The organism is Neptuniibacter sp. QD37_6 (assembly GCF_047778085.1).
GTDB lineage: Bacteria > Pseudomonadota > Gammaproteobacteria > Pseudomonadales > Balneatricaceae > Neptuniibacter.
Genome location: NZ_CP180550.1, coordinates 1264436 through 1286983 on the forward strand (window position 1 = coordinate 1264436; position 22548 = coordinate 1286983).

Below are 22548 nucleotides of genomic sequence, written 5' to 3' on the forward strand. Positions count from 1 at the left end.
ACGTTTGGAAGAACCCGCAACATAATTTATTTTAGGTGATAGGGAAGTGCTTTACTTTGGTGGTGATGGCACCATTTTTCTGTACTTTGACCCTGTTTTTATAGATTTTAGTTTATTGCTCTAGTACTTCTAGTAAGCGTTTTAAGCTTTTGTCCATCTGAATTTTCTCCTCTTCAGAGAAGGCGCTCATTAACCGGTCAAGGTTATCAACGTGGGCGCTTACTGCTTCGTTAATCAGTTCTAAACCCTCATCGGTTAATTTAACCAACATGCTGCGCGCATCTTCGGGATTAGTGCAGCGGCTGATTAAACCCCTTTTTTCCAATCCTTTAAGACGATGGGTCATTGTGCCAGAGGTCACCATCAGGGTAGAAAAAAGCGCGGTCGGTGCTAAGCAATAGGGTGCGCCAGATCGACAAAGTGTTGCCAGAACATCGAACTCCCAGTAGTTAAGTCCATATTCTAAAAAGGTTTTTTCTAGCCTTTGCTGCACTAATGCCGAGCTTCGTTTGATACGCCCCGTTACGGACATCAGCTCAGAATTAAGCTCTGGTCTTTCTGATTTCCACTGCGAAATTATCTTATCTACGGCATCCGCTGATTTATCTGTCATTTGCTACACCTGAAAATTTATCTTGATATCAAGATAGTTTGCTGTCATTGTTTAATTATATCTTGAATTCAAGATAAATTCTTCATCGATATAAAGTAACCAAGGTGACGAGGATGATCGGTAAATTACCTAACAGCGTGAGCATTGTTGTAACGGCACTAGCACCCATAATTTGGGGCTCGACTTATATCGTTACGACCGAGCTTTTACCTGCTGATCGTCCTTATACCGCTGCATTGATTCGTGTACTTCCTGCGGGGCTCTTTCTGTTATTGATGAGTTTTTATCTGCCTAAGCGCAAAGAGTGGGGAAGGTTGATCATTCTCTCCGCGCTAAATATTGGACTGTTCCAAGGGTTATTGTTTGTAGCCGCATATCGCTTACCCGGCGGGATCGCCGCTGTTGTCGGAGCTATTCAGCCATTATTGCTGATGTTGTTGATCTGGCTGGTGGATAGCAAAGCGCCACGTTTACTTACAGTGATTGCAGCCATCTTTGGTGTTATCGGCATGGCTGCACTGCTTCTGTCGCCGAATGCTGAGTGGGATCTATGGGGAATTATTGCGGCATTTCTTGGCGCGTGTTCCATGGGGACCGGAACCTACTTGGCGAAACGTTGGCATAGCTCGCTTCCGGTATTGGCGTTTACCGGCTGGCAGTTATTGCTGGGTGGACTGATGTTGCTTCCCGCTGCTTATTTTCTAGATCCTGCTCTGCCTACGTTGGGCAGTACAGAAATACTAAGTTACGCCTACCTTTCCATATTCGGAGCGTTAATCGCTTATCTACTGTGGTTTAAAGGTATCGCGACACTGCCGCCAGTCGCAGTGTCATCTTTAGGACTGTTGAGCCCTGTTACTGCAGTGGTCTTGGGCTGGTGGCTACTCGATCAAAATTTACAGGGCTTTGCATTACTTGGGCTGATTACTGTGTTAGTCAGCATTTTAGTCGTGCAAATCTCTTCATCATCTAAATCTATTTCATGTTCTCAACAGCCTGTTGTTGCTGAAGCTAAAGAGTAAGGAGTTGTTATGAAAGATATGATTACCCAACTGATTGAAACCCGTGCCTCAGTAGCACGTTATGATGCAGACAAGCAGCTATCAGATGCTCAGCTTAAAGAGCTGTTGCGATTAGCTACGCTATCGCCTTCGGTTTATAACATGCAGAACTGGAAGTTTATTGTTGTCTCTAGCGATGCAGCCAAACAGAAACTGCATCCAATCGCTTTTAATCAGCCTCAAATTCTAGATGCATCAGCCACAGTGATTATCTGCGGCACACTAAAAGGCTATCAGCAGTTGCCGAAACAGCTAAGCCCAGTGGTAGAGGCCAATATCATGTCGCAAGATGTAGCGGATGGTTGGGTTGAAATGGCGACTAATGCTCATGAAGGTAATTACACCCTTCAGCGAGATGAGGCACTACGTTCGGGTTCATTAGCGGGTATGACCATGATGTTGGCGGCTCATGGCATGGGTATCGCATCAGGTGCAATGACGGGTTTCGATCCAGGTCAGTTACACGCTGAGTTTGAGCTTGAAGAGACTGATATTCCAGTAATGCTGGTAACGCTTGGCTACCCTGCAAAACAGAGCTGGCCACAGAAACCACGCCAGCCAATGGAAGATGTCACTCTGTTTGTTTAGTGTTGCACTTAAGTGGTGCGCTTGTAAGTAAGTGGTGCGTGTAATGCAGCGTTTTTGTGCGTTGCGGTAGTTCATTGTAATTTATAGATAAATCGCGTTTTCCTTATAAACTTCATGGTTTAAGGCTTTCAGCCCTTTTTTGCAAAGCTGGCTTGTTTTTTGCGACTGCGAAATCAAGTTTTTCGCTTTCTAGGGGGATATGACATGAAAGCACTTAAAAAGACTAAGCTACTTAGGTGGGGACCCGTAGTAGCTTTAGTTCTATCGTTGCCTGTGCAAGCAGCTGAAGAGCTGGTTGATGCAAAGGTGTGGATCGATAGTTTATGGGTAATTCTTGCCGCTGCTTTAGTCTTTCTGATGCAGGCCGGTTTTACCGCTTTAGAAGCTGGATGTATCAGAGCTAAAAATAGTTACAACGTCGCTATAAAAAATATAGCTGACTTTGTCATTGCCTTTTTAGGCTTCTGGTTGCTTGGCTTTGGCATAATGTTTGGACTTGATAGTGGTGGATTTATAGGCGAATTTGTTTCGGCTGATCACCATATATCTGGCCCTCAAGATTATGCCTTCTTCCTATTTCAGGCCATGTTTGTAGGTACTGCCGCTACTATTGTGGCCGGTGCAGTCGCTGAAAGGATGCGCTTTCAGGACTACTTATATATCTCTGTGCTGATCTCTTGTGTGATCTATCCGGTGTCCGGTCATTGGATCTGGGGTAGTGCCCTAGTTGGCGGTGATGGCGGTTGGTTAGAGCAGCAAGGTTTTGTCGATTTTGCAGGTTCTACAGTTGTCCATTCTGTTGGTGGATGGGTTGCCTTGGCTGGCGCTTTGGTCTTAGGGCCGCGTTTAGGTCGATTTAATGACCGAGGTGAAGTTCAGGACATTCCAGGCCATAACCTAGTTTTGGCAACCTTAGGTGTATTCTTACTTTGGTTTGGTTGGTTTGGCTTTAACGGCGGCAGCACATTAGCCGTTAATGAAGATGTACCGATGATTTTAGTGAACACCAACCTATCTGCGGCTGCAGGTGGTTTGACTGTGTTATTGATCTCTCTGGTAATGGATGAAGGTAAAGTTAACATCCTCAAGGTACTCAATGGTGCCTTAGGTGGTCTTGTAGGTATCACTGCAGGTTGTCAGGTTTTGGGCCCTTGGGGTGCCATTATTACAGGTATTATCTCAGGCATGGTTCTTTATATGGCTGAGTATGTATTACTAAATTGGATGAAGGTTGATGATCCAATTGGTGCGGTAGCTGTTCATGGCGTTTGTGGCGTTTGGGGAACGATTGCCTTGGCGCTATTCGCTCCAATTGAAAACTTACCTCTAGATAGTCGTTTTGATCAGTTTGTTGTGCAGCTAACCGGTGCGTTTAGTGTCTTTGTTTGGGCGTTTACAACAGGTTTGATCTTCTTCTGGTTGCTGAGAACGTTTGGCAAATTACGTATCTCTCCAGAAGAGGAGCAGGTAGGACTTAACGTCGCAGAACACAATGCCAGAACTGCATGGTTAGACACCATGAATACAGTTCAGAAGATTATTGCTAGCCGTGACTTGAGCTTAAGGGCAGAGGTTGAAGCTGGAACTGAGGCAGGTGAAACCGCACAAGCGTTTAACGCTCTTCTAGATCAACTGGAACAAGCGGTAAATACTATGGCTCAGGTCTCCCAAAGGGGACTGCATGCAGCAAAGCGGGTTAGATCAGCCTCTCAGTCTACGGCGATGGGTATGGATTCCCAAACTTATGAGACCGAAGCTGCGACTGAACTTATGCGGGAATTTGCCGTTACTTCAGAACAGACCGCAGTTAGCACTCAGCAGGGGGCTTCTGAGGTTAGTCGTGTATCGGATATGGTGAGTCAGGGTGAATCTGAAGTAGAGCAGGTGAAACTCAAAATTGACGAACTTGCAGATAATATCCTACAGGCTTCTCAATACACTGCGCGTTTGAAAGATGAAAGTCAGTCTATTGGTGAAATCATCCAACTTATTCAAACCATTGCAGAGCAGACGAACTTACTGGCACTTAATGCTGCGATTGAAGCTGCTCGTGCAGGAGATCAAGGTCGAGGGTTCTCGGTTGTATCTGATGAAGTGCGTGACCTAGCAGTACGAACTGAAAAAGCGACTAAAGAGATACAAAAGAAAATTCTGAGCCTACAAGGCGAGATCGGTAAATTAGACACGACTATGCAATCCGGTCAGCAAGTTGCAGAAGAGAGTGTCAATCGCTCTCTATCCGCCGCAGAGTCTCTGCGTGCAATTACCCATTCTGTTTTACAGATCAATGATATGAATCAGCAGATAGCTGTAGTTGCAGAACAGCAGAAACAGTCATCTGAGATGTTAAAAGACCGATTACAGGGTATTCACACAGAAGCGAATAACGCTCAAGGTCTAAGTTCTGAATTGGAAACGCATGCGAGTCACATGCATTCTGATATGGAGCAGCTGGAAAGCGTGGTTGCCAGCTTTAAAACCAATAGACGCGCAGCTTAAAACTATAAATGGGAATGAACCAAAAGGCCGCATTATGCGGCCTTTTCTTTGTTTTAAGCGAGGTAAGTTATTCTCAACTCGTTCAATACCGGCAATACCGAAACCACCAATAAAAGTGCCATCGAGATATTAAATACTCGCTGGTACTTTGCCTCTTTAAGGAAGCGTTTTAGCCCTGACCCAAAGATTAGCCATACGCCTACACAAGGGAAGCTCACCACAAAGAAAGACAGGCTAATTACCATGACTTGCAGCAGCATTGTTGTATCTTGCGAGGTATAAGCTGCAATCGCGCCGGTCGCCATCACCCACGCTTTTGGGTTTACCCATTGGAAAAGTGCCGCCTGCATAAAGGTCAGCGGATTAGATTTCTTATCACCTTCCATCGACGTAGGGGCACAAGAAGCGACTAGCCACGCAAGGTAAAGCAGATAAGTCACGCCAAGTACTTTGATGATCTCGTGAACAATCGGAAACTTCTCAAATACCGCGCTAAAACCCAAACCTACAGCCACAACCATCAATGGGAAGCCCAAGCAGATGCCTAGCAGGTGAGGCATGCTGCGCTTAACCCCAAAGTTAAGCCCTGAGGTCATAATCATAATATTGTTGGGGCCTGGGGTTACCGTGGATGAGATCGCAAAAACTAAAATCGCTAAATAGATTTCCATAAAAAGAGTTCCGTAACTTATAAGCTCTGTAACAGACAACTAAATACAAAAGTGGAAATGTTCATAAGCTATATAGTGTCGTATAAGCAAAGTGCTAGGTGCAGAGGCAGAAAAGAGATAATTAACCGTCACAGATCCAATACAGTTGCACTGTATTGCTCTTAGTAAGGGTACAGATAGGCTCTAGCGTTTGATGGAAAGTCCTTAGCGTTTACTGGATAGCCCTTAGCGTTTGATGCACAGACTCTAGTGTTCGATGGATAGGATCAGATAGATTATGATTAACCTTTTAGAGAGCTATGGCTGAATCTTTGTGAATCGACTTAATCTGAACCTGCTGCGTGCATTAGTTATTATGCTGGAAGAGCGCAATGTAACCCGTGCTGCGGATCGGTTACACCTTACGCAATCAGCCATGAGTCGACAGTTAAGTCAGCTACGCGATCACTTTGCCGACCCACTCCTGATTCGAGAAGGTAACGACTACCTGTTAAGTGCCAAAGCCAAAGAGCTAATGCCTAAAGTGCAGGCTATTCTGGCTGAGGTGGATGAACTAGGGGAGGGTGATAGCTTTAATCCCGCTGAGTGTGTGCGCCGATTTAGTTTCGCCTGCACCGATCATGTAGCGCAGTTTATCTTTCCCGATATTTTGCAAAAGCTCCGCCAAGAAGCACCGGGGATCGATATCAGCTACGAGATGTGGCGACCAGAACTGTTAACTCGTTTAGGCCAGCTACCACTCGATCTAGCTTCGACGACGACCAACAGCCTGCCAGAGAATGTACTGAGCATTCATATAGGCCAAGACAGCCCTGTGTGTTTAATGGCGAAAGACCATCCGCTCGCGGGTGAAACCCTTACTATAGAAAAGATGCTGGAATACTCATTCCTGCGTTTAAATAGCGGTGGCGATAAAGATTCCTTCTTTGATCGTGCGCTGGAAGCCCAAGGCTTACAACGCCGCATTCAGTTTGAAGTACCGTTCTTCTCTGCGGCGTTTCAAGTGTTATCAAGCGAGCCGATGCTGATGATCTTGCCACAGCATATTGCTAGCAATGCCTTAGCGCACTTTCCTTTGAGTTACGCTGAACTACCGTTAGATGAAGTGCCGCAGAACAACTATCACCTCTGCTGGCATGCTCTTCACGATCAAGATCCAGCCCACCGTTGGTTACGAAATTTGATCGCGGATCTGCTCCGTGACGAGATGCATATCGACACTCATGCAACGGAATAGCACTTATCAAACTGGGTATGATTTTAAATCATAGTCGGTATTTGATATTTGCATTTTTTTAATTCCTTTCAGCTAACTACAATGCCTCCATCTACTGATCGAGGTGACTCCCATGACTCTGGCCATCTGGCTTTCATTTGTTGTTGTATGTCTATTAGGCACTATGTCTCCAGGCCCAAGCTTGGCGGTGGTATTGCGTCAGACATTAGGAAATGGCCGTAAACATGGTGTGATTACCGCAGTAAGTCACTCAACTGGCGTAGCGGTTTGGGCGATCTTAACCCTTTGGGGCTTGGGCGTTGTGGTATCGGAACACCCTATGCTTTACCAAGTGATCACTTATGTTGGCGCGCTTTATCTAGCATGGCTTGGTTTAAAAGCGATCCGCTCAAAAGGCAATGCTAACTTCGGTAAAGATAAAACCGTAGGCCCATATTCAGAAGCGGTACGCGACGGGGTAATGATCTCTGTCTTAAACCCGAAATTGGCGCTGTTCTTCATCGCACTGTTCTCGCAGTTTGTATCGGCGGATCAATCGGTGACCGAAAAGCTGATCTATCTGGGTACAGTGGTATGTATCGATATGTTGTGGCTATGCAGCGTGGCGGTAGTGCTATCGAAAGAGAAAGTGATCAAAGCCCTACAGAAAAAGGCCAAAGAGATCGATCAAGTGAGTGGTTTGGTGATGATTGGTCTAGCGCTACGGATCGCTTTATAAGCGATCCGTTTTTCGTCTTTCGTTTTCCTATATTCGGATTACCAGTTCTTAAACTGCAGCCCGTCGATCTCTTCCCATACAATCTCATCATTCAGACTGCGCACAATCTCAATTGATTCGTTCAGGTCAGCATGTTTAGTAAACGAACCTTTACGTTCATGCATCGGTACATCTACAAGAATCGAACCATCATCCTCAACCATAAACTGCAGCATCAGATTGTTCTCATCAATCAAACCGATAAAGTTATCCGGCTCATTCAGCATACTACGCATATGCTCAATCACGTTCTCTAAGGTTTCAGATACAGCCTCATCCGAGCGCACATGCTTATCAGTAGAGTAGTCGGTGTAAAAAAATTTAAATGACATGGGGTAGAGCCTTAATGCTGACAAGAAAAGTTATATTATAACTTATGAGAAGGTCTTCGGGCTCCAATTATTGTTCGATTGATTTTGTTGCTTTAGTTTTTCTAAGTGTTGGGTTATTTCTCAGTATTGCTTCAAGAAATACTTCTAACCTCGTTGCAACGAAGTACCCATCTGTTTTCCAAGAGTGGCCTATAGCTACAAGCTTTCTATTTCTGGGTGGAATGTGAGTATCAACTGGCCAAATAAATACACCCCCTCCGCTTATCCCGTGTGGCAACACTGAAAGCTCTACGCGACCGGCCTTGGGATTAAAAGAGTTTTTGCGATTATATTTTGTAACAATATGATCTTCTAACTTGTAACCAAGTTGTGCATATTCAGATAAGTCCGCATGATAAGTTCCATATGCATAGGACTCTGTAGTGGCTAGCTCGCCTGACACATTGGATTTTCTGTGAGGGTATCCTACAAAGGAAAAAAGTTCTTTTTCAGCGTAAACCAGTTCAATTCCGAACTCGTGCTCCTTCACAACGTAGAACTGCTTATTAATGTTAGAGGCAAATTCTTTATCGAGTTTGAAATATCCGAAATCGTACTTATCATTTTCTCGATCTCCAGAAGACTTAATGTAGGCATAAGAGCCTTCTATTGACCGTATTTCGTCGTTTTTGCAAGGAATTAGAAGGTCTGCACTCTCTAACTGGTCCATAACATGTGCGGCAGTTAATAAAAATGTATGGCCTCTAAATTCTATTAGTACGCCAGACCCTTCCTGACAAAATCTTTCATCAGTTTTATCACGAAATATTGGGCAAACAGAATCTAACTGGTCCATGAGAGATCTTTAAAATTAATAAAATGAGGACAAAAAACTGAAGATTAAAGGGCTAAGGCCCCCTTTAATTCCGGCCGTTTTTTATGAGAATTCATACTTTTTTCCATAGCGACTTAATTGCTTCGATAGCTCGAGCACAACAAGAATAAATTGCTCTATTGCTATCGAGTGGCTCCCAAATTCCATAAATTGATTTTTACCACCTCTAGTCGGATAGTCGTAGTAAAAGTCATTTTCGTGATTTGCCACAGATGATGTAACTTCGCTTTTAAGCCTATCGATAAGTTCATCTAAGTTAGGAGGATTATCATTATTTAGCAGTAATATGGTCTTACGGATTATATTCTTAGCTGCTTTACCAACGACGAATTTGTTACCACTTTTCCCGAAGGGTAGTATGTATTCATTGAAGTATGGCGACCATATAACCCTATTTGCGTTACCTTTAGCTCGGACGGATTGACCGCTTGAATGGGTATCCCACCATGCACTGTGCCTAATTGCGAGCCATGTTAGGCTTTGCATCGCCTTGTCGTTACTCAAATACTCTTCAACAGTGTCCATGACTCCCTCCGGGTAATCCCAGCGAGAGAATGGACTGGCCAAGCATAGCTTGGTCAATCCAATGGAGGAGCTGCAAGCTCGGAACAAAATTGATCCCCTTTTTATGTAGCATTTGCTGTGAACCTTTCTAGATAAGTTTCAATAAGAAAGCAGCCTAGAACAGCAGAACTACCAACGGCCAATCGAGCGTGACGAGCAGTCAAACGATAGCGTTTTTGTGAATCAGTACGGCCATGAAAGCTACTATGTTTAGTGCGAATTACCCCAATGCCAACAGCTGCGTTCGCAATGCCTCCCAAAACTTGTTTTATGTCAGGATCTGCGTGTGATTCTGGAGAAAGGTCCATAGCCCCATATGTGGCTTTTACGAGAGATTTAAGGGTTTGGTCTTTTGGGATAGTTCTGTCTAGCCTTTCAAGCACACCCTTGCATATGCTTTCCAAGATTGAAGAAGCACTTCCCATGGCTTGTTCGGGGTCTGTATCAATGAAAGCTATAGCGCGCTCAAAGTCATCATGAGCTGCTTTATATCCTTCAGCTTCGAGATAACTAGCCAAATTTTCTGTTGCAATAGTTTTAGTGCGATATAGTCCAAGCTGGCTAGCTATTTCAATGACGGTTTCATTTGCAGCGGATTTAAGTAATTCTTCAACATATGTACGTTTCGATGGGACAATTGATACGTCTTCGCAAGCTATACAAAAGCCTGAAAGGAATGTATTGATGCTGGTAGTGTTCATCTGTTCTTGCAGCTCACAAGCAATTGAGCCAACAAGATTCATCCTTTCTATTTGATTCATGAACTAGGTCCTTGTTGCTAAATAATACCTGTACTAAAAGGGCTATTGAGGGCAGAGCACTTTTAGTCTCGATTTCCTTTGTTGGCTTAATACTGACAGAGGGAAGTGGGGGTGGGAAGTAGAGGAAAGAGTAGATTTATTAGCAGATAAAGAAGATTTATATTTCCGGAAATTTACAATATTACCAGCCACCAGCCACGGCCGTTAGGCCGTGGGAAACCAATGCCTAGTCCTATTCGCAAACGCCACCAGCGATAACATCACTGGCACTTCTACCAATACACCCACCACCGTTGCTAATGCTGCACCGGAATGTAGACCAAATAGCGAGATCGCCACGGCTACTGCTAACTCAAAGAAGTTAGAGGTACTGATCATGCAAGCAGGAGCTGCGATGTTATGCGGGAGCTTCATCCACTTTGCGGCAAAGTAGGCCAGTGCAAAAATACCGTAGGTTTGGATGAGCAGCGGGATAGCAATCAGCAAAATTGACTGTGGTTGGTTGATGATCTTTTCTGCTTGGAAACCAAATAACAGAACTACAGTAGCTAGCAGTCCGAGGATCGACCAAGGCTTTAGCGTGGCTAAAAACGATTCTAGACGCTGGCCGTTATCTGCTTTTTCCAGTTTATGCCGTGTCCAGATGCCAGCAATTAGCGGCAATAATACGTACAGCACGACGGATAGCAGTAGGGTATCCCACGGCACACTGATATCACTCACACCTAGAAGAAAGGCGGTGATCGGTGCGAAGGCAAACACCATAATCACGTCATTGACCGATACCTGAACCAAGGTGTAGTTAGGATCGCCTTTGGTGAGTTGGCTCCAGACAAACACCATTGCGGTACATGGAGCGACGCCCAGTAGAATCATACCTGCGATATATTCACTGGCACTTTCTGGATCGACCATATCTGCAAACAGGACGCGGAAAAACAGCCAACCCAAGAGCGCCATTGAGAAGGGTTTAATCAGCCAATTTACCACTAGCGTCAGCGCGATACCTTTTGGTCGTTTACCAACATCTCGTAACGCGGTGAAGTCGATCTGCACCATCATCGGGTAGATCATCACCCAGATAAACACCGCTACTACCAGATTTACATGAGCGAATTCTAGCGCTGCGATCTGTTCAAAGAAGGTTGGGATTAGATTTCCCAGTACGACACCCGCCAGAATACAGACACCTACCCAAAGGGTGAGAAAGCGTTCGAATATACCCATAAAGCTAAACCTAATCTTGTTGGTAAGAAAGAGAGTTTAGATTATATACGGAAAATCATATATATGTAATTTCATATGTATTGTGCATGAGATTTTATATGGTTTTGATAGCGCTGAACTAAACCGATTCAACCCAGATTTTTACTGCAGTATATTTATATTTTTAAGCCTTTTGGGCGAGTACCTAAGTTTCATGGCACAAATTAGTAATTTAAGCCTACACTTTGTGTGTGTATTGTTTGGAAGATAAGGATGTTTGCGATGACTAGAATTGAAGATGGGTATCTAGATGATGGCGAGCTTGAAAGGCTATTTCCTAGGGCTTTTGTGTCTAGAAATAGCTGCTTCACTAATCTATGGCAAATGCTGCATAAATGCAAAATGAAGTCAGCACTTTACCCTGATACTAAAAATGAGCAACTGGATAGGGTAATTAAAACCCATACTAGCTTTAGTTCTTGGAAAGAGATGTACGAGACGGCGCTTGAGCAGTATGCCGACGATTTATGTTCGAAAGTGGATGAGGGTATCCAGACTCACTGATTTCTATCTTAGAGTTCTTGATTAGAAGAGCTGAACCTAGCCGATTCAGCCCTGACCCTAACATGTTCTTAGCTTCTACCCTTCCACGGATTTACACTGCCTTTCTCTGCAGCGGCTGTCGCTTCACGTAGTTTGTCTTTCTTGCTCTTACGCTTACCTTTAACCGGCGCTTTACCTTTTTTTGCTAGCACTTCTTTTGGTACTTCTTTCGAGCGCTCAAAGCCTTCGACTTGCTCGCGGGGTATTTTTTGCTGAGTGCGCTTTTCGATCAGTTTAAAGTGTGCGTCGCCTTCGTGATCGACAAAGGAAATCGCTTCACCGATCTCACCTGCACGGGCAGTACGACCAATACGGTGAACGTAATCGGCGGCGGCACGAGGCAGGTCGTAGTTAAGTACGCAAGGTAGGTTTGGAATATCGATACCACGAGCTGCAAGGTCTGTAGCAATCAGAATTTTACATTCACCGGATTTAAACTCTTGTAGCGCTTGGTTACGTTCTTTCTGCGTTAGATCGCCATGTAGGGTTTTAGCTTGAATACCGGAGCGGTAAAGCTTCATCTCGACATTGTTAGCGGTACGTTTACTGGCAACAAAGATTAGAATCTGCGCCCAGTTTTGCTGTTTAAGCAGGTGCTTTAACAACATCGTGCGGTTGTTATGATCGACCTCAATCGCACGTTGAACCAATTGCTCTGGGATTGTGCTCTCTTGCTCGATCTTAATTTTGACTGGATTATCCAGAAAATCGTCAGTAAGTTCTTGCACACCTTTTGGGAAGGTTGCGGAGAACAGCAGGTTTTGGCGTTGTTCTGGCAGTTCATCAAGGATGTCATCCAGCTCATCAGCAAAGCCTAGATCCAACATGCGATCGGCTTCATCGAGTACTAGGGTGCTGACGGTACGTAGATCAACGGCATTACGCTCGAATAGATCGATTAGTCGCCCAGGTGTTGCAACCACAATATCTGCACCACCACGCATTGCCTGCATCTGAGCATTAATAGATACGCCACCGTAAATGGCCAGAGATTTAAGCTTCCTAGGGTAGTTACGGCCGTACTGACGGATCGCTTCTTCCACTTGTACTGCCAGTTCACGCGTAGGCACCAATACCAGCGCGGTAACTAAGTTATTACGTGGCGGTAGGGCTGTCGCTAAGCTTTGTAAAATCGGTAGTGTAAATGCAGCGGTTTTACCAGAACCTGTTTCTGCTGCAGCTAAAACATCTTTTCCCTCAAGAGTGACCGGGATAGATTGTTGCTGAATAGGCGTAGGTTGTTCGTAGCCTAAATCAGACAGTGCAGATAGCAGAAAATCAGATAGACCGAGCGCAGAAAACGACATATTGAAGTGATAACTCAAGGTGGAAGATAAAGTGATGAGCTATTCTAACAGAAGTCGCTATCAGAAGATTGCTCTTGAGCTAGCCTGATTTTATCAGGAATTAACTGCGTCGCTGAGGTTATGGATGCTGCATCAGTTTGTTTATATCAGTCATCAGGCCAATGAGTTTTCCTTAGAGGGCTTAAGGGAACTGATGAATCAGGCTCGAACCAAAAATAAACGCTTGGAGTTAACAGGTTTGTTGCTATTTGATCCTCCGCTATTTTTTCAGGTGTTAGAAGGGCCGGAAGCGTCCATAAAGCAGATCGCGGCAGATATCAGAGCAGATACGCGCCATAGAGATATGGATATCATCTACACCAATGACAATTTAGCAGAGCGGGAGTTTTCCCGTTGGCAGATGGGCTTTAGGTTTTTAGGAACGGGAGATAAAAGTTCTTACCAGCATCTGGATGAACGGGTGAAGCGCTTATTAAGAATGTCGCATCCGAATGGTCAACTTGCTCATGATGCTTTGGTAGAATTTTGTGAGATGGATGCTAAGTATTTTGATCTACCTTAAATAGGGCTGCTTACTTCTGCTCTGTAAGCCAGCCCTGAAAAAAAATCTGAATTAAACGCTTAGCTCTGCCCAGATTGGCGCATGGTCAGATGGTTTTTCCATACCGCGAATTTCGTAATCTACGCCTGAGTCAGTGCATTTCTCTAGCAGTGGTGCTGTTAGCAAAATACCGTCTATACGCAGGCCGCGCTTTGGCTCAGCATCGAAACCACTTGAGCGGTAATCAAACCAGCTGAATACCTGATCTTCATCTGGGTTTTGATGACGGAAGCAATCAGTTAAGCCCCAGCCCGTTAGCTTGCCATACCATTCACGCTCTTCTGGTTGGAAGCTGGCTTTACCAGTTTTTAACCAACGTTTACGGTTTGGCTCACCAATACCTATATCTTTATCTTCTGGTGAGATGTTCAGATCGCCCATCACCACAATGTTCTGATCAGGTGTGTAGTTTGTTTCTAAGTGGCTCTGTAGATCAGCATAGTACTTACGCTTGGCTGGGAATTTTACTTCATGCTCAATGTTCTCACCTTGAGGGAAGTAGCCATTCAAAACTGTCACTACGTTGCCTTCGTCAGTCTCGTAGTCACCCATGATCATGCGGCGCTGAGCGTCTTCTTCGTCAGTTAAGAAGCCTTTCTGTACATTGCTCAATGGCTTTTTCGAGATCAGACAAACACCGTAGTGACCTTTTTGACCGTGGATCTCTACGTGGTAACCCATCGCTTCAACATCTGCCATTGGGAAGGCTTCGTCATGCACTTTAGTTTCCTGCAGGCCAATAACGTCTGGCTGATACTTATCGATAACCGCTTGTAGCTGGTGAAGGCGGGAACGTAGTCCGTTAACGTTAAAGCAAATCAGTTTCATAAGGCCGCAATCCTGAACAAAAATAAAAAATGGATTTTAGTGAACATTTAGCCGGATGGATACTCATAATGAATTAGTAAATTCTATTGGGGTGTTTAACTTTCTTTATTGGCCTTCATATACAGGTTTCAGTACAGTGAGCACATTGAAGATTGACACAAGAAAAGGAGCCGATTGTGGCGGAATACGATTTTGATCTATTTGTAATTGGTGCGGGTTCAGGCGGTGTTCGTGCGGCACGTATGGCAGCAGGCATGGGTGTTAAAGTTGCCATTGCAGAAGATCGCCACCTTGGCGGCACTTGTGTAAACGTAGGTTGTGTACCTAAAAAGCTGTTTGTATACGCATCTCACTACGCAGAAAGCTTTGAAGAGGCAGCAGGTTTTGGTCTAACTCACAAAGGTATGGAGTTTGATTGGCCGACCCTTCGTGACAATAAAACTAAAGAGATTGAGCGCCTAAACGGTATCTACCAAAACCTATTGGTGAACTCGGGTTGTGAACTAATTAACGGTCGCGCAACATTGGTTGATGCACACACGGTTGCTGTAGGCGATAAACAATACACTGCTGAGCGTATTCTGGTTGCTGTAGGTGGCTGGCCGAACATTCCGGATATTCCGGGTAAAGAGCACATCATCAGCTCTAACGAAGTGTTCTACTTAAAAGAGTTTCCTAAGCGCGCTCTGATTGTAGGCGGTGGTTATATCGCTGTTGAGTTTGCCGGCATCTTTGCAGGCCTAGGTGCAAAAACAACCTTGGCTTACCGTGGTGATCTGTTCCTACGTGGTTTCGATAACGAGATCCGTGAATTCACTGCTAAAGAGGTAGCGAAGAAAGGCGTGGATCTACAGTTTAACAACAATATTGAATCAATTGAGAAACAAGCTGATGGTTCCCTGCTTGCGACCATGACTGATGGTTCTGTAATCGAAGCAGATCAGATCATGTATGCAACGGGTCGTAACCCTAAGGTTCAGGGCTTGGGTCTTGAAGCGCTGGGTATCGAACAGGGTAAAAACGGCGCTATCGTGGTTAACGATGAATTCCAGACTAATGTGCCATCTGTTTATGCTGTAGGTGATGTAATCGACCGTGTTCAGCTAACGCCGGTTGCTCTTGCAGAAGGTATGGCTCTGGTTCGTAACTTATATGCAGGTGCAAACCAGAAAGTAGATTATGACCTGATCCCAACAGCAGTGTTCTGTCAGCCTAATATCGGTACTGTCGGCTTAAGCGAAGAGCAGGCACGTGAACAGTACGACAATATTGAAGTGTACAAATCTGAATTCCGTGCGATGAAACATACAATCAGCGGCAGTGAAGAGCGCACCTTTATGAAGATGCTGGTGGATGCAGATAGTCGCAAAGTACTGGGTGTTCACATGGTTGGCCCTGATGCGGGTGAAATCATTCAAGGTATCGGTATCGCACTTAAAGCCGGCGCTACGAAAGAGGTCTTCGACAGCACGATTGGTATCCACCCAACAGCTGCTGAAGAGTTTGTCACTATGCGTGAGCCAAGTTCGAACTAAATTTCCCCTCTACGGGAAAAACCAAAAGCCGATGTTAAATACATCGGCTTTTTTATAACTAAACTGTATTACAGATAATTATCGAAGAGCCTCATCTAACTTCGCGAAAGATTAAGCTGTTTCAGCTCCATCGAGTTGGTTGAAAAATGAAGGTCATATGCAGTACTTAGAGTACGTAAAATTCACCGAGATTGAGCCGCTAGATTTTTTACCTGTGTTAAATAAGCGATCGACGCGGGAGCATCTGGTTGATCATGAGCTGTTTAGCCTTGATATGGTGGTTGAATGGATTCAGGAGAAAATAGAGGTTGATGCTGTCGAGGGTTGTCGGGTTAGAGCTATCAAGGTTAAGAACACGCTAGCAGGATGGTGTGGCATTCAGCTGGAACAAGGAAAATATGAGATCGCTATTGTCATCGATGACAGCTATTGGGGCATAGGAAAGCAAATATTTCGCGAAATCATGCGCTGGGCTAAAGAGCTGGGCCATAAAACGATCTTTGTTCATTTCCTTCACACGCGACCTGAATATAAATTCTTAAAGAAACTGTCGAAAGATGTATACGAGAGCGAGCTGATGGGAAGAAAATTTATGACATACGAACTTGAGGTGGAAAAACAAATTTGATGTAGGCTGAACTCTTACCATCTAAAAGCCAGCCTTATTTGAACAATCTTTTGTTTAAAAAGAAGCTAGTTAGAAGAAAGCCCATCCAGCGATTGCAAACCCTGCCACAAGCGCCAAGATTGGCGGCTTAAATTTCTGTAGGGTAAAGAAGCCGATAATAACCAATGCCATATCTAATCCGGAGGTTACACTAGTGATAAAAACCGGCTGGTATAGAGCCGAAAGCAGCAAACCCACAACCGCTGCATTGATTCCCCAAACGGCACCCGCAATTTTAGGTTTTGCCGCTAATGACTCCCAAGCACCTTGAAGGCTCAATACCAGTAAGAAGCCCGGTAGGAAAACAGCGAGTGTTGCAACGATAGCTCCTATCAGCGCTGCATTGCTTTGCATATCTGCACCAAGGAAAGTTGCGAGGGTGAACATCGGGCCTGGGATAGCTTGAGCTGCAGCATAACCGACGACAAAACGGTCTGGATCCACCGCTTCGCCAAGGGTTTGTTGTAGAAGTGGAAGGACTACATGGCCGCCACCAAACACTAAGCTGCCTGCTTGGTAAAACGCATTAAAGAGTGCTGCCCAGTCAGAAACGAGGGCGAATAGAGGCATCAAAATAAACAGTAAGCCGAAGATGATTAACGGCAGTGTCGCCGGTTGTTCAGTATGTTCAATAGCTGCTTCTGGATCTTTATTAGTTGGAGTCGGTTCCGCCTTTTTAAGATAGATGCCTACAGCGGCAGCAATAAGCAGTACGGCCATTTGTGTCCACAATGACGGAGCTATTAGAAGAGCCACAGCGGTAAAGATAGCAAAACTGAGTGATCGGTTATCTTTGCAGAAATTGCGTTGCATGCTCAGCGTAGCATCAGCAACGACGACAACGGCTAACAGCTTGAGGCCATGAACGGCACCTGTCAGAAAGCTACCGCTATTTTGTGTATCGGTTGTGGCAAGTAGATAGAGAATGAGGAAAGAGGGCAGTGTAAAGCCGAGGAATGCAGCAATACCGCCATAAAGGCCCGCTTGTCTTAGGCCCAATGCAAAACCCACTTGGCTTGAACCAGGTCCCGGTAGAAATTGACTAAGGGCAACTAGCCTTGCGTAGGAATCCTGATCGATCCATTTCTTCTCTTGTACAAAGGTTTTTTGAAAGTAGCCAATATGTGCAGCAGGGCCGCCAAAGCTGGTGCAGCCTAAGAGTAGGAATCGCCAAAAGACTTCCCAAACCTTGTCCATGTTCTGTCCTGTTCTCATCTAAAAAATCTTAGCAGAGTAAAGTAGAACTGTGACAGTCTTATGACTTTTCTTGATTTTCTAGCGTGCTTTCCAGCTTATTTTTAGCCGTGATCCATTGGGACATATATTGGGTGCTTTTAAGGCTGTGGTGATTCAGCATGGCCCCAGTGAAGTTTTGTAGACGATGTTGTTCTAGGTTTTCCAGCAGCGCTTTGATACGTGAAATCAGAGCTGGCCCTGTTTGGTTACCATCGTACCTATCTTTTAGCAGTGCTTTATTATTTTGCTGAGCGCGTAGCCATGCTTGCTGATCTAGATATAGCTCTACTGCAGCTTCGATAAAGGCGTCATCGTTGTCAGCAATGCTTCCCGGCCATTGGCTAGGATCAGACAGCATTCCTTCACTACCTATAGACGTCGTTATGCTTGGCGTACCGCAGACCATCGCATCCAGTAACTTACCTTTTATACCAGCGCCAAAACGTAGCGGGGCTAGGCAAACGCGGGCTGACTGAAATGTATCGTAGGCATCTTCTGCCCAGCCTTTGATAAGGAAACCGGTCTTAGGGTTATTGAGTGCTGTGGCTTTAGGTGGTGGGTAAGATCCCCAGATATGTAGCTCAGCATCGGTTTCGCCGCGTTCTTTTAGGCGCTGGCGTATCTGCGGCCACAGCCTTTGCATCTCCAGCACAGAATCCCAATTAGGCGCATGACGAAAGTTACCGATCATCATAAAGTGAGCGCGCTCTTCAAAGCTTGGTACTTGCTCTGGAAGCTTATCCAGATTGAGCATAAAAGGCAGATGATGGAACTGTCGTTCTGGTACCGAGAACTGCTCTTTTAATAGCTCTGTTTCGTAGTCTGAGATGATGAGCGAAAGATCTGAACGATAGATTGCAGCGATCTCTCGTTTGGCTAAGTCTGAGTATAGATCCGTTAGCGTTATTTCACGGTTTTGCTTAACGGCTTGATGACGGGCATTACGCAGACATTGCAGATCTTCAGTATCCAAAATGCGCAGGGCATTCGGACAGTTCTTTTCTACTCGCCAGCCAAACTGCTCTTCCATCATAAAACGGTCGAACATCACGATATCAGGATTAAGGTCACTGACGAACTGATCAAAGCAGTCACTGTTAAGTTGGATATTACAGTGAGCAATGCCTTCATCATCTAGGTTGATCATGTGCTCTGTAGTTTGTGCTGGGCTGGCAAAGGTGACTTCCCAGCCTTGCTGTTTGTACAGGCGTAACAGTGACAGCATATGCGTTCCGGCAGCAGAAGAATTGGGTTCTGGCCAGACATAGCCGATCACTAGAACGTTAAGCATAAGATTAACCTGAAAAGAAAAACCAGCATTCTACCTTTTATTGGTAAGGTTTCTATAAGTTGTCATCTTTTGCTGTTTAAATGGATGGATTCTAAGGAGGAACTATGACACTGAAAGACCAGTTTGAGCTGATGGCTCGCTATAACCAATGGATGAATGAAAGCATTTACGAAGCCACTAGTGAGCTTGACGACAGAGAAGTAAGTAAAGATCAGGGAGCGTTTTTTGGGTCTATTTTAGCGACGCTTAACCATATCTTAGTGGGTGATATTATCTGGTTAAAACGTTTTGCCGATCATCCATCAGCTTACAAAAGTTTAGAAGAAGTAAGAGCGATGGAACCTCCAGCCAAACTAAGCACGGTAGTTTATTCCGATTTTGAAGAACTGCGTGATGCACGTTATTTGTTGGACCGCGCCATTGTTGAGTTGTGCGATGAAATTGAAGTGTATGATCTGAACCACTCCTTGGTTTACTGCAATATGCAGGGGAATAAATTTGAAAAGCGTTTTGGTTATTTGATGCAGCACTTCTTTAATCATCAGACCCATCACCGTGGGCAGGTGAGTACGATGCTAAGCCAAAAGGGCATTGATCTAGCTGTGACTGATCTATTAGCGGTTATCCCAGAAGCCTAACGTTAAAGGCAAAAATCGCTTATGCTGTAGATCAGTCTGGGGAGTTCTGATTAATCATTCAAGGAGTCGAGAGTGAAGTTACATATCACAAATGGCGATTGCGCCGGGGATATGCTGCAGGAAGCAGAAGGCATTGATGGCGAAGTACTATGTTGGCGGGACTTGTTGCATGATGGCCCCGTTTTAAGCGAGCCGGCGTTAAATCGTGAAGCGCGGATCAGTTTTTTGACTAAACTGTTATATAACAGTGACTTGGATATTGATGATCCAAAAACGCTTGTCACAAAAGACTTTACCGAGCGCGATGAGGTCTTAGCGCGTGCTGCAGAATTTGATGAAATCGTTTTTTGGTTCGAACACGATTTGTATGATCAACTGCAGTTGTTAGATGTTTGTCAGCATCTCTATTCACAGTTCGATCAATTACCGAAGCTGTCCATAATTTGTATTGATGATCATCCTGCAGTTCCTTTCTTTCATGGCTTAGGTAACCTCACCCCGGATATGTTGGTTGGCCTCTATCCACAGCGAGAGTCACTCACTGGAGAGCAACTCAAGTTAGCTACTGATATATGGTCTGCTTTAACGGCTGCTAGCCCTGAGCGATTAGCTGACTATGCATCTGAACCGGTAAAAGGTTGGCCCTATATGCAAAAGGCATTAAGACGCTTTTGCTGTGAATTTCCGGCTTTAGAAACGGGTTTAACTTTAACTCAGACTTATCTTCTTCTGACGCTTTTAAAAGCGCCGGATGAGCTGCCCGCATTGGAAGTACATCTAGCTTTGCTGGAACAGCATGGCAGACTACCAGAAGGTGTGACAGCGCAAAGTCGTTATTACGAAATACTGTCAGGCCCGGCGACTTTCCAGCGAATTTTCCATCATTTACAGCGATTAGAAGTGGATCCTTTTATGGGAGACTTGTCGGTCAAACATGAGTTGGATTGCTTGATAGAAGCTGATCAACCCTACGTGAGTGTGACCGATGGTGAGCCGGCGGTGTATTCCCTAACTGCAGCAGGAGCTGAGGCACTTCAAGGGATGCGTCACTGGCAGGAAGGAAATCACTATTCGTTTTGGCGTGGTGGCGTCGAGATTACAGATGACAACCTTTGGTTATGGGATCAACAGCATAAGCAGTTTTCGTTACACGCATAAGCTTATTTATAGCTTATGCGGCAACGGTATTCTCATCGCTGTATTGAGCGGCAATCTCTTTAAACTCGGTTTCTAAGGCTAAGAAGGCTTCGACCACTTCTGGATCAAAGTGATTGTCTTTACCTTCAACGATAATATCTCTAGCCTTTTCGTGACTGAATGCAGGTTTGTAGACGCGTTTAGAGATGAGGGCATCATAGACATCAGCTACCGCCATTAAACGACCAGATAGAGGAATCTCTTCACCTTGTAGACCATTCGGGTAACCTCTACCGTCCCACTTTTCGTGATGTGTTAAGCTAATTTCACGGGCAATTCTTAAGAAAGAGTTACTTCCAAGCTGGTTCTCGGCGACCTCTAAAGCATCTGCACCAATTTGTGGGTGTTGCTTCATAATGTCGAACTCTTCGTCTGTCAGCTTACCTGGTTTCAACAGAATACTATCTGGAATACCGACTTTACCAACATCGTGTAGTGGTGCTGACTTGTATAGAAGTTCGATTGTTTCTGACGTTAGATAATCAGTGTGCTTAGGATTTTGGCGTAGCTTAATGGCTAAAGCGCGCACATAGTTTTGCGTACGTAGAATATGCCCACCTGTTTCGTTGTCACGGGTTTCTGCCAAGCTAGCTAAACCTAAGATACTTGCATCACGGGTAATGTTTAGCTCTTTTGTACGTTGCGCCAGTGAACTGATCATCTGATTGGTGTGCTGTGCCATCAAACCAAATTCATCATTGGTAGTGACCGGTACTTCTGTATTTAGCTCGCCAAGGGAGACCTGTTCGAGGGTGCTGTTTTCGGCTTGAATAAAGAATTTAAGATTACGGGCATAGCCCATAATGATAGTTAAGATGTAAGCCATCATGACACCTACGACAAAGACGATCTCAGTCAAAATGTAGCGCTGTGAAGTTTCTAGTGGAATGCTGTCGCCCGTGTGGATCAGCCACTCCAAATCTTTATTGATTACTAAGAACACAACACCGATTACTGAGATAGCGCAGATCGTTGCAAACCAAGTGAATTTTTTAGTGAGCGGATAAGGAGAACCGTCTGGCTCCAAATGTTCTTTTTGAGCTTGTAAGCATTGGGCGAGTTGGTGCTCTTTGAATAGGGCGAGATCACAAGAGATCATATAACCAAGCACTCCCATGCCGACTAGCACTTTACCTGCGCTTTCTAATGGGAACTCATATATCAGTGTATTGAATAGGCCTAGTAGTATAGAGCAGCCGACAAATAAACCTAGATCGACTTTGAACTGGAAGCTTACCTTGGTTTTAAGCGGTTGTTTTTGAATTTGACCTTCAAGCAGGTACCTAAGGCTGCCTTGAATAATAAAGGTGACTAAGATGGGTAATAGCAACTGCGCAGAGGTAAGAGAATCTAAGAATGGACAGACTTGAACGCCGTAGATAGAGAACAGCGTCATTGCGATCAAGTAGTGAATTATGGTGCGCTTTGTTGTAGTCATTAGTCCATTAAACACGAAATTAAGAAGACAATAAAATTAACATT

Annotated in this window: 23 protein-coding genes; 11 read left to right on the forward strand and 12 right to left on the reverse strand. The window is 44.7% G+C overall.

The window, feature by feature from the left end; genetic code table 11:
* Window positions 1-112: 112 nt before the first annotated feature.
* Window positions 113-613, reverse strand: a complete 501-nt coding sequence (locus tag ACMXYO_RS05810; protein WP_415887601.1) for a MarR family winged helix-turn-helix transcriptional regulator — start codon at window positions 611-613, stop codon at window positions 113-115.
* A gap of 113 nt (window positions 614-726) precedes the next feature.
* Between ACMXYO_RS05810 and ACMXYO_RS05815 the strand changes: the two genes are divergently transcribed.
* The 3 genes from ACMXYO_RS05815 to amt all read left to right on the forward strand — a co-directional run bounded on the left by ACMXYO_RS05815 (window position 727) and on the right by amt (window position 4761).
* Complete coding sequence (locus tag ACMXYO_RS05815) at window positions 727-1635, forward strand: EamA family transporter (protein ID WP_415887602.1); 909 nt, start codon at window positions 727-729, stop codon at window positions 1633-1635.
* 9 nt (window positions 1636-1644) lie between these two features.
* Window positions 1645-2262, forward strand: coding sequence for a nitroreductase family protein (locus tag ACMXYO_RS05820; RefSeq protein WP_415887603.1), 618 nt, complete (start codon window positions 1645-1647; stop codon window positions 2260-2262).
* A gap of 204 nt (window positions 2263-2466) precedes the next feature.
* A complete protein-coding gene (gene amt / locus ACMXYO_RS05825; protein ID WP_415887604.1) occupies window positions 2467-4761 on the forward strand; it encodes an ammonium transporter in 2295 nt (764 codons plus the stop codon).
* A gap of 53 nt (window positions 4762-4814) precedes the next feature.
* Here amt and ACMXYO_RS05830 read toward each other — a convergent pair whose 3' ends face one another.
* A complete protein-coding gene (locus ACMXYO_RS05830) occupies window positions 4815-5432 on the reverse strand; it encodes a LysE family translocator (RefSeq protein ID WP_415887605.1) in 618 nt (205 codons plus the stop codon).
* 313 nt (window positions 5433-5745) lie between these two features.
* Between ACMXYO_RS05830 and ACMXYO_RS05835 the strand changes: the two genes are divergently transcribed.
* Window positions 5746-6669 carry a LysR family transcriptional regulator gene (locus ACMXYO_RS05835; protein WP_415887606.1) on the forward strand — a complete coding sequence of 308 codons (924 nt, stop codon included), beginning with the start codon at window positions 5746-5748 and terminating at the stop codon, window positions 6667-6669.
* Window positions 6670-6781: 112 nt separating this feature from the next.
* On the forward strand, window positions 6782-7387 hold the full coding sequence (locus ACMXYO_RS05840) for a LysE family translocator (protein ID WP_415887607.1): 606 nt from the start codon (window positions 6782-6784) through the stop codon (window positions 7385-7387).
* A gap of 38 nt (window positions 7388-7425) precedes the next feature.
* On the opposite strand, the gene ACMXYO_RS05845 is transcribed toward ACMXYO_RS05840, so the two are convergent.
* The 5 genes from ACMXYO_RS05845 to arsB form a co-directional block, all read right to left on the reverse strand.
* On the reverse strand, window positions 7426-7758 hold the full coding sequence (locus ACMXYO_RS05845; RefSeq protein ID WP_415887608.1) for a hypothetical protein: 333 nt from the start codon (window positions 7756-7758) through the stop codon (window positions 7426-7428).
* A gap of 67 nt (window positions 7759-7825) precedes the next feature.
* Entirely contained in the window at window positions 7826-8593 is a 768-nt protein-coding gene (locus ACMXYO_RS05850) for a hypothetical protein (RefSeq protein ID WP_415887609.1), read from the reverse strand.
* An 81-nt stretch (window positions 8594-8674) separates the two neighbouring features.
* On the reverse strand, window positions 8675-9157 hold the full coding sequence (locus ACMXYO_RS05855; RefSeq protein WP_415887610.1) for a hypothetical protein: 483 nt from the start codon (window positions 9155-9157) through the stop codon (window positions 8675-8677).
* Window positions 9158-9258: 101 nt separating this feature from the next.
* Window positions 9259-9957: an abortive infection family protein gene (locus tag ACMXYO_RS05860; RefSeq protein ID WP_415887611.1), complete on the reverse strand. Its 699-nt coding sequence runs from the start codon at window positions 9955-9957 to the stop codon at window positions 9259-9261.
* A 204-nt stretch (window positions 9958-10161) separates the two neighbouring features.
* Window positions 10162-11184 (reverse strand): ACR3 family arsenite efflux transporter, encoded by a 1023-nt coding sequence (arsB, locus tag ACMXYO_RS05865; protein WP_415887612.1) that lies wholly within the window; start codon window positions 11182-11184, stop codon window positions 10162-10164.
* A gap of 261 nt (window positions 11185-11445) precedes the next feature.
* Here arsB and ACMXYO_RS05870 point away from each other — a divergent pair, with 261 nt between their 5' ends.
* On the forward strand, window positions 11446-11727 hold the full coding sequence (locus ACMXYO_RS05870; RefSeq protein WP_415887613.1) for a hypothetical protein: 282 nt from the start codon (window positions 11446-11448) through the stop codon (window positions 11725-11727).
* Between the two features lie 68 nt (window positions 11728-11795).
* Here ACMXYO_RS05870 and ACMXYO_RS05875 read toward each other — a convergent pair whose 3' ends face one another.
* Window positions 11796-13073 (reverse strand): DEAD/DEAH box helicase, encoded by a 1278-nt coding sequence (locus ACMXYO_RS05875; protein ID WP_415887614.1) that lies wholly within the window; start codon window positions 13071-13073, stop codon window positions 11796-11798.
* Between the two features lie 124 nt (window positions 13074-13197).
* Between ACMXYO_RS05875 and ACMXYO_RS05880 the strand changes: the two genes are divergently transcribed.
* Entirely contained in the window at window positions 13198-13635 is a 438-nt protein-coding gene (locus ACMXYO_RS05880) for a BLUF domain-containing protein (RefSeq protein ID WP_415887615.1), read from the forward strand.
* Between the two features lie 51 nt (window positions 13636-13686).
* Here ACMXYO_RS05880 and xthA read toward each other — a convergent pair whose 3' ends face one another.
* Window positions 13687-14502, reverse strand: a complete 816-nt coding sequence (gene xthA, locus ACMXYO_RS05885; protein WP_415887616.1) for an exodeoxyribonuclease III — start codon at window positions 14500-14502, stop codon at window positions 13687-13689.
* A 176-nt stretch (window positions 14503-14678) separates the two neighbouring features.
* Here xthA and gorA point away from each other — a divergent pair, with 176 nt between their 5' ends.
* Both gorA and ACMXYO_RS05895 read left to right on the forward strand, forming a co-directional pair.
* Entirely contained in the window at window positions 14679-16037 is a 1359-nt protein-coding gene (gorA, locus tag ACMXYO_RS05890) for a glutathione-disulfide reductase (protein WP_415887617.1), read from the forward strand.
* Window positions 16038-16194: 157 nt separating this feature from the next.
* Window positions 16195-16665 carry a GNAT family N-acetyltransferase gene (locus tag ACMXYO_RS05895; protein WP_415887618.1) on the forward strand — a complete coding sequence of 157 codons (471 nt, stop codon included), beginning with the start codon at window positions 16195-16197 and terminating at the stop codon, window positions 16663-16665.
* Window positions 16666-16734: 69 nt separating this feature from the next.
* Here ACMXYO_RS05895 and chrA read toward each other — a convergent pair whose 3' ends face one another.
* On the reverse strand, window positions 16735-17901 hold the full coding sequence (chrA, locus tag ACMXYO_RS05900; RefSeq protein WP_415887619.1) for a chromate efflux transporter: 1167 nt from the start codon (window positions 17899-17901) through the stop codon (window positions 16735-16737).
* A gap of 58 nt (window positions 17902-17959) precedes the next feature.
* Entirely contained in the window at window positions 17960-19231 is a 1272-nt protein-coding gene (locus tag ACMXYO_RS05905; protein WP_415887620.1) for a glycosyltransferase family 4 protein, read from the reverse strand.
* A gap of 104 nt (window positions 19232-19335) precedes the next feature.
* Between ACMXYO_RS05905 and ACMXYO_RS05910 the strand changes: the two genes are divergently transcribed.
* Window positions 19336-19869: a DinB family protein gene (locus ACMXYO_RS05910; RefSeq protein WP_415887621.1), complete on the forward strand. Its 534-nt coding sequence runs from the start codon at window positions 19336-19338 to the stop codon at window positions 19867-19869.
* A gap of 72 nt (window positions 19870-19941) precedes the next feature.
* Window positions 19942-21027 (forward strand): DUF1835 domain-containing protein, encoded by a 1086-nt coding sequence (locus ACMXYO_RS05915; RefSeq protein ID WP_415887622.1) that lies wholly within the window; start codon window positions 19942-19944, stop codon window positions 21025-21027.
* 13 nt (window positions 21028-21040) lie between these two features.
* Here the strand turns inward: ACMXYO_RS05915 and ACMXYO_RS05920 are convergent, their stop codons facing one another.
* Window positions 21041-22504 (reverse strand): HD domain-containing phosphohydrolase, encoded by a 1464-nt coding sequence (locus tag ACMXYO_RS05920; RefSeq protein WP_415887623.1) that lies wholly within the window; start codon window positions 22502-22504, stop codon window positions 21041-21043.
* Window positions 22505-22548: the final 44 nt, after the last annotated feature.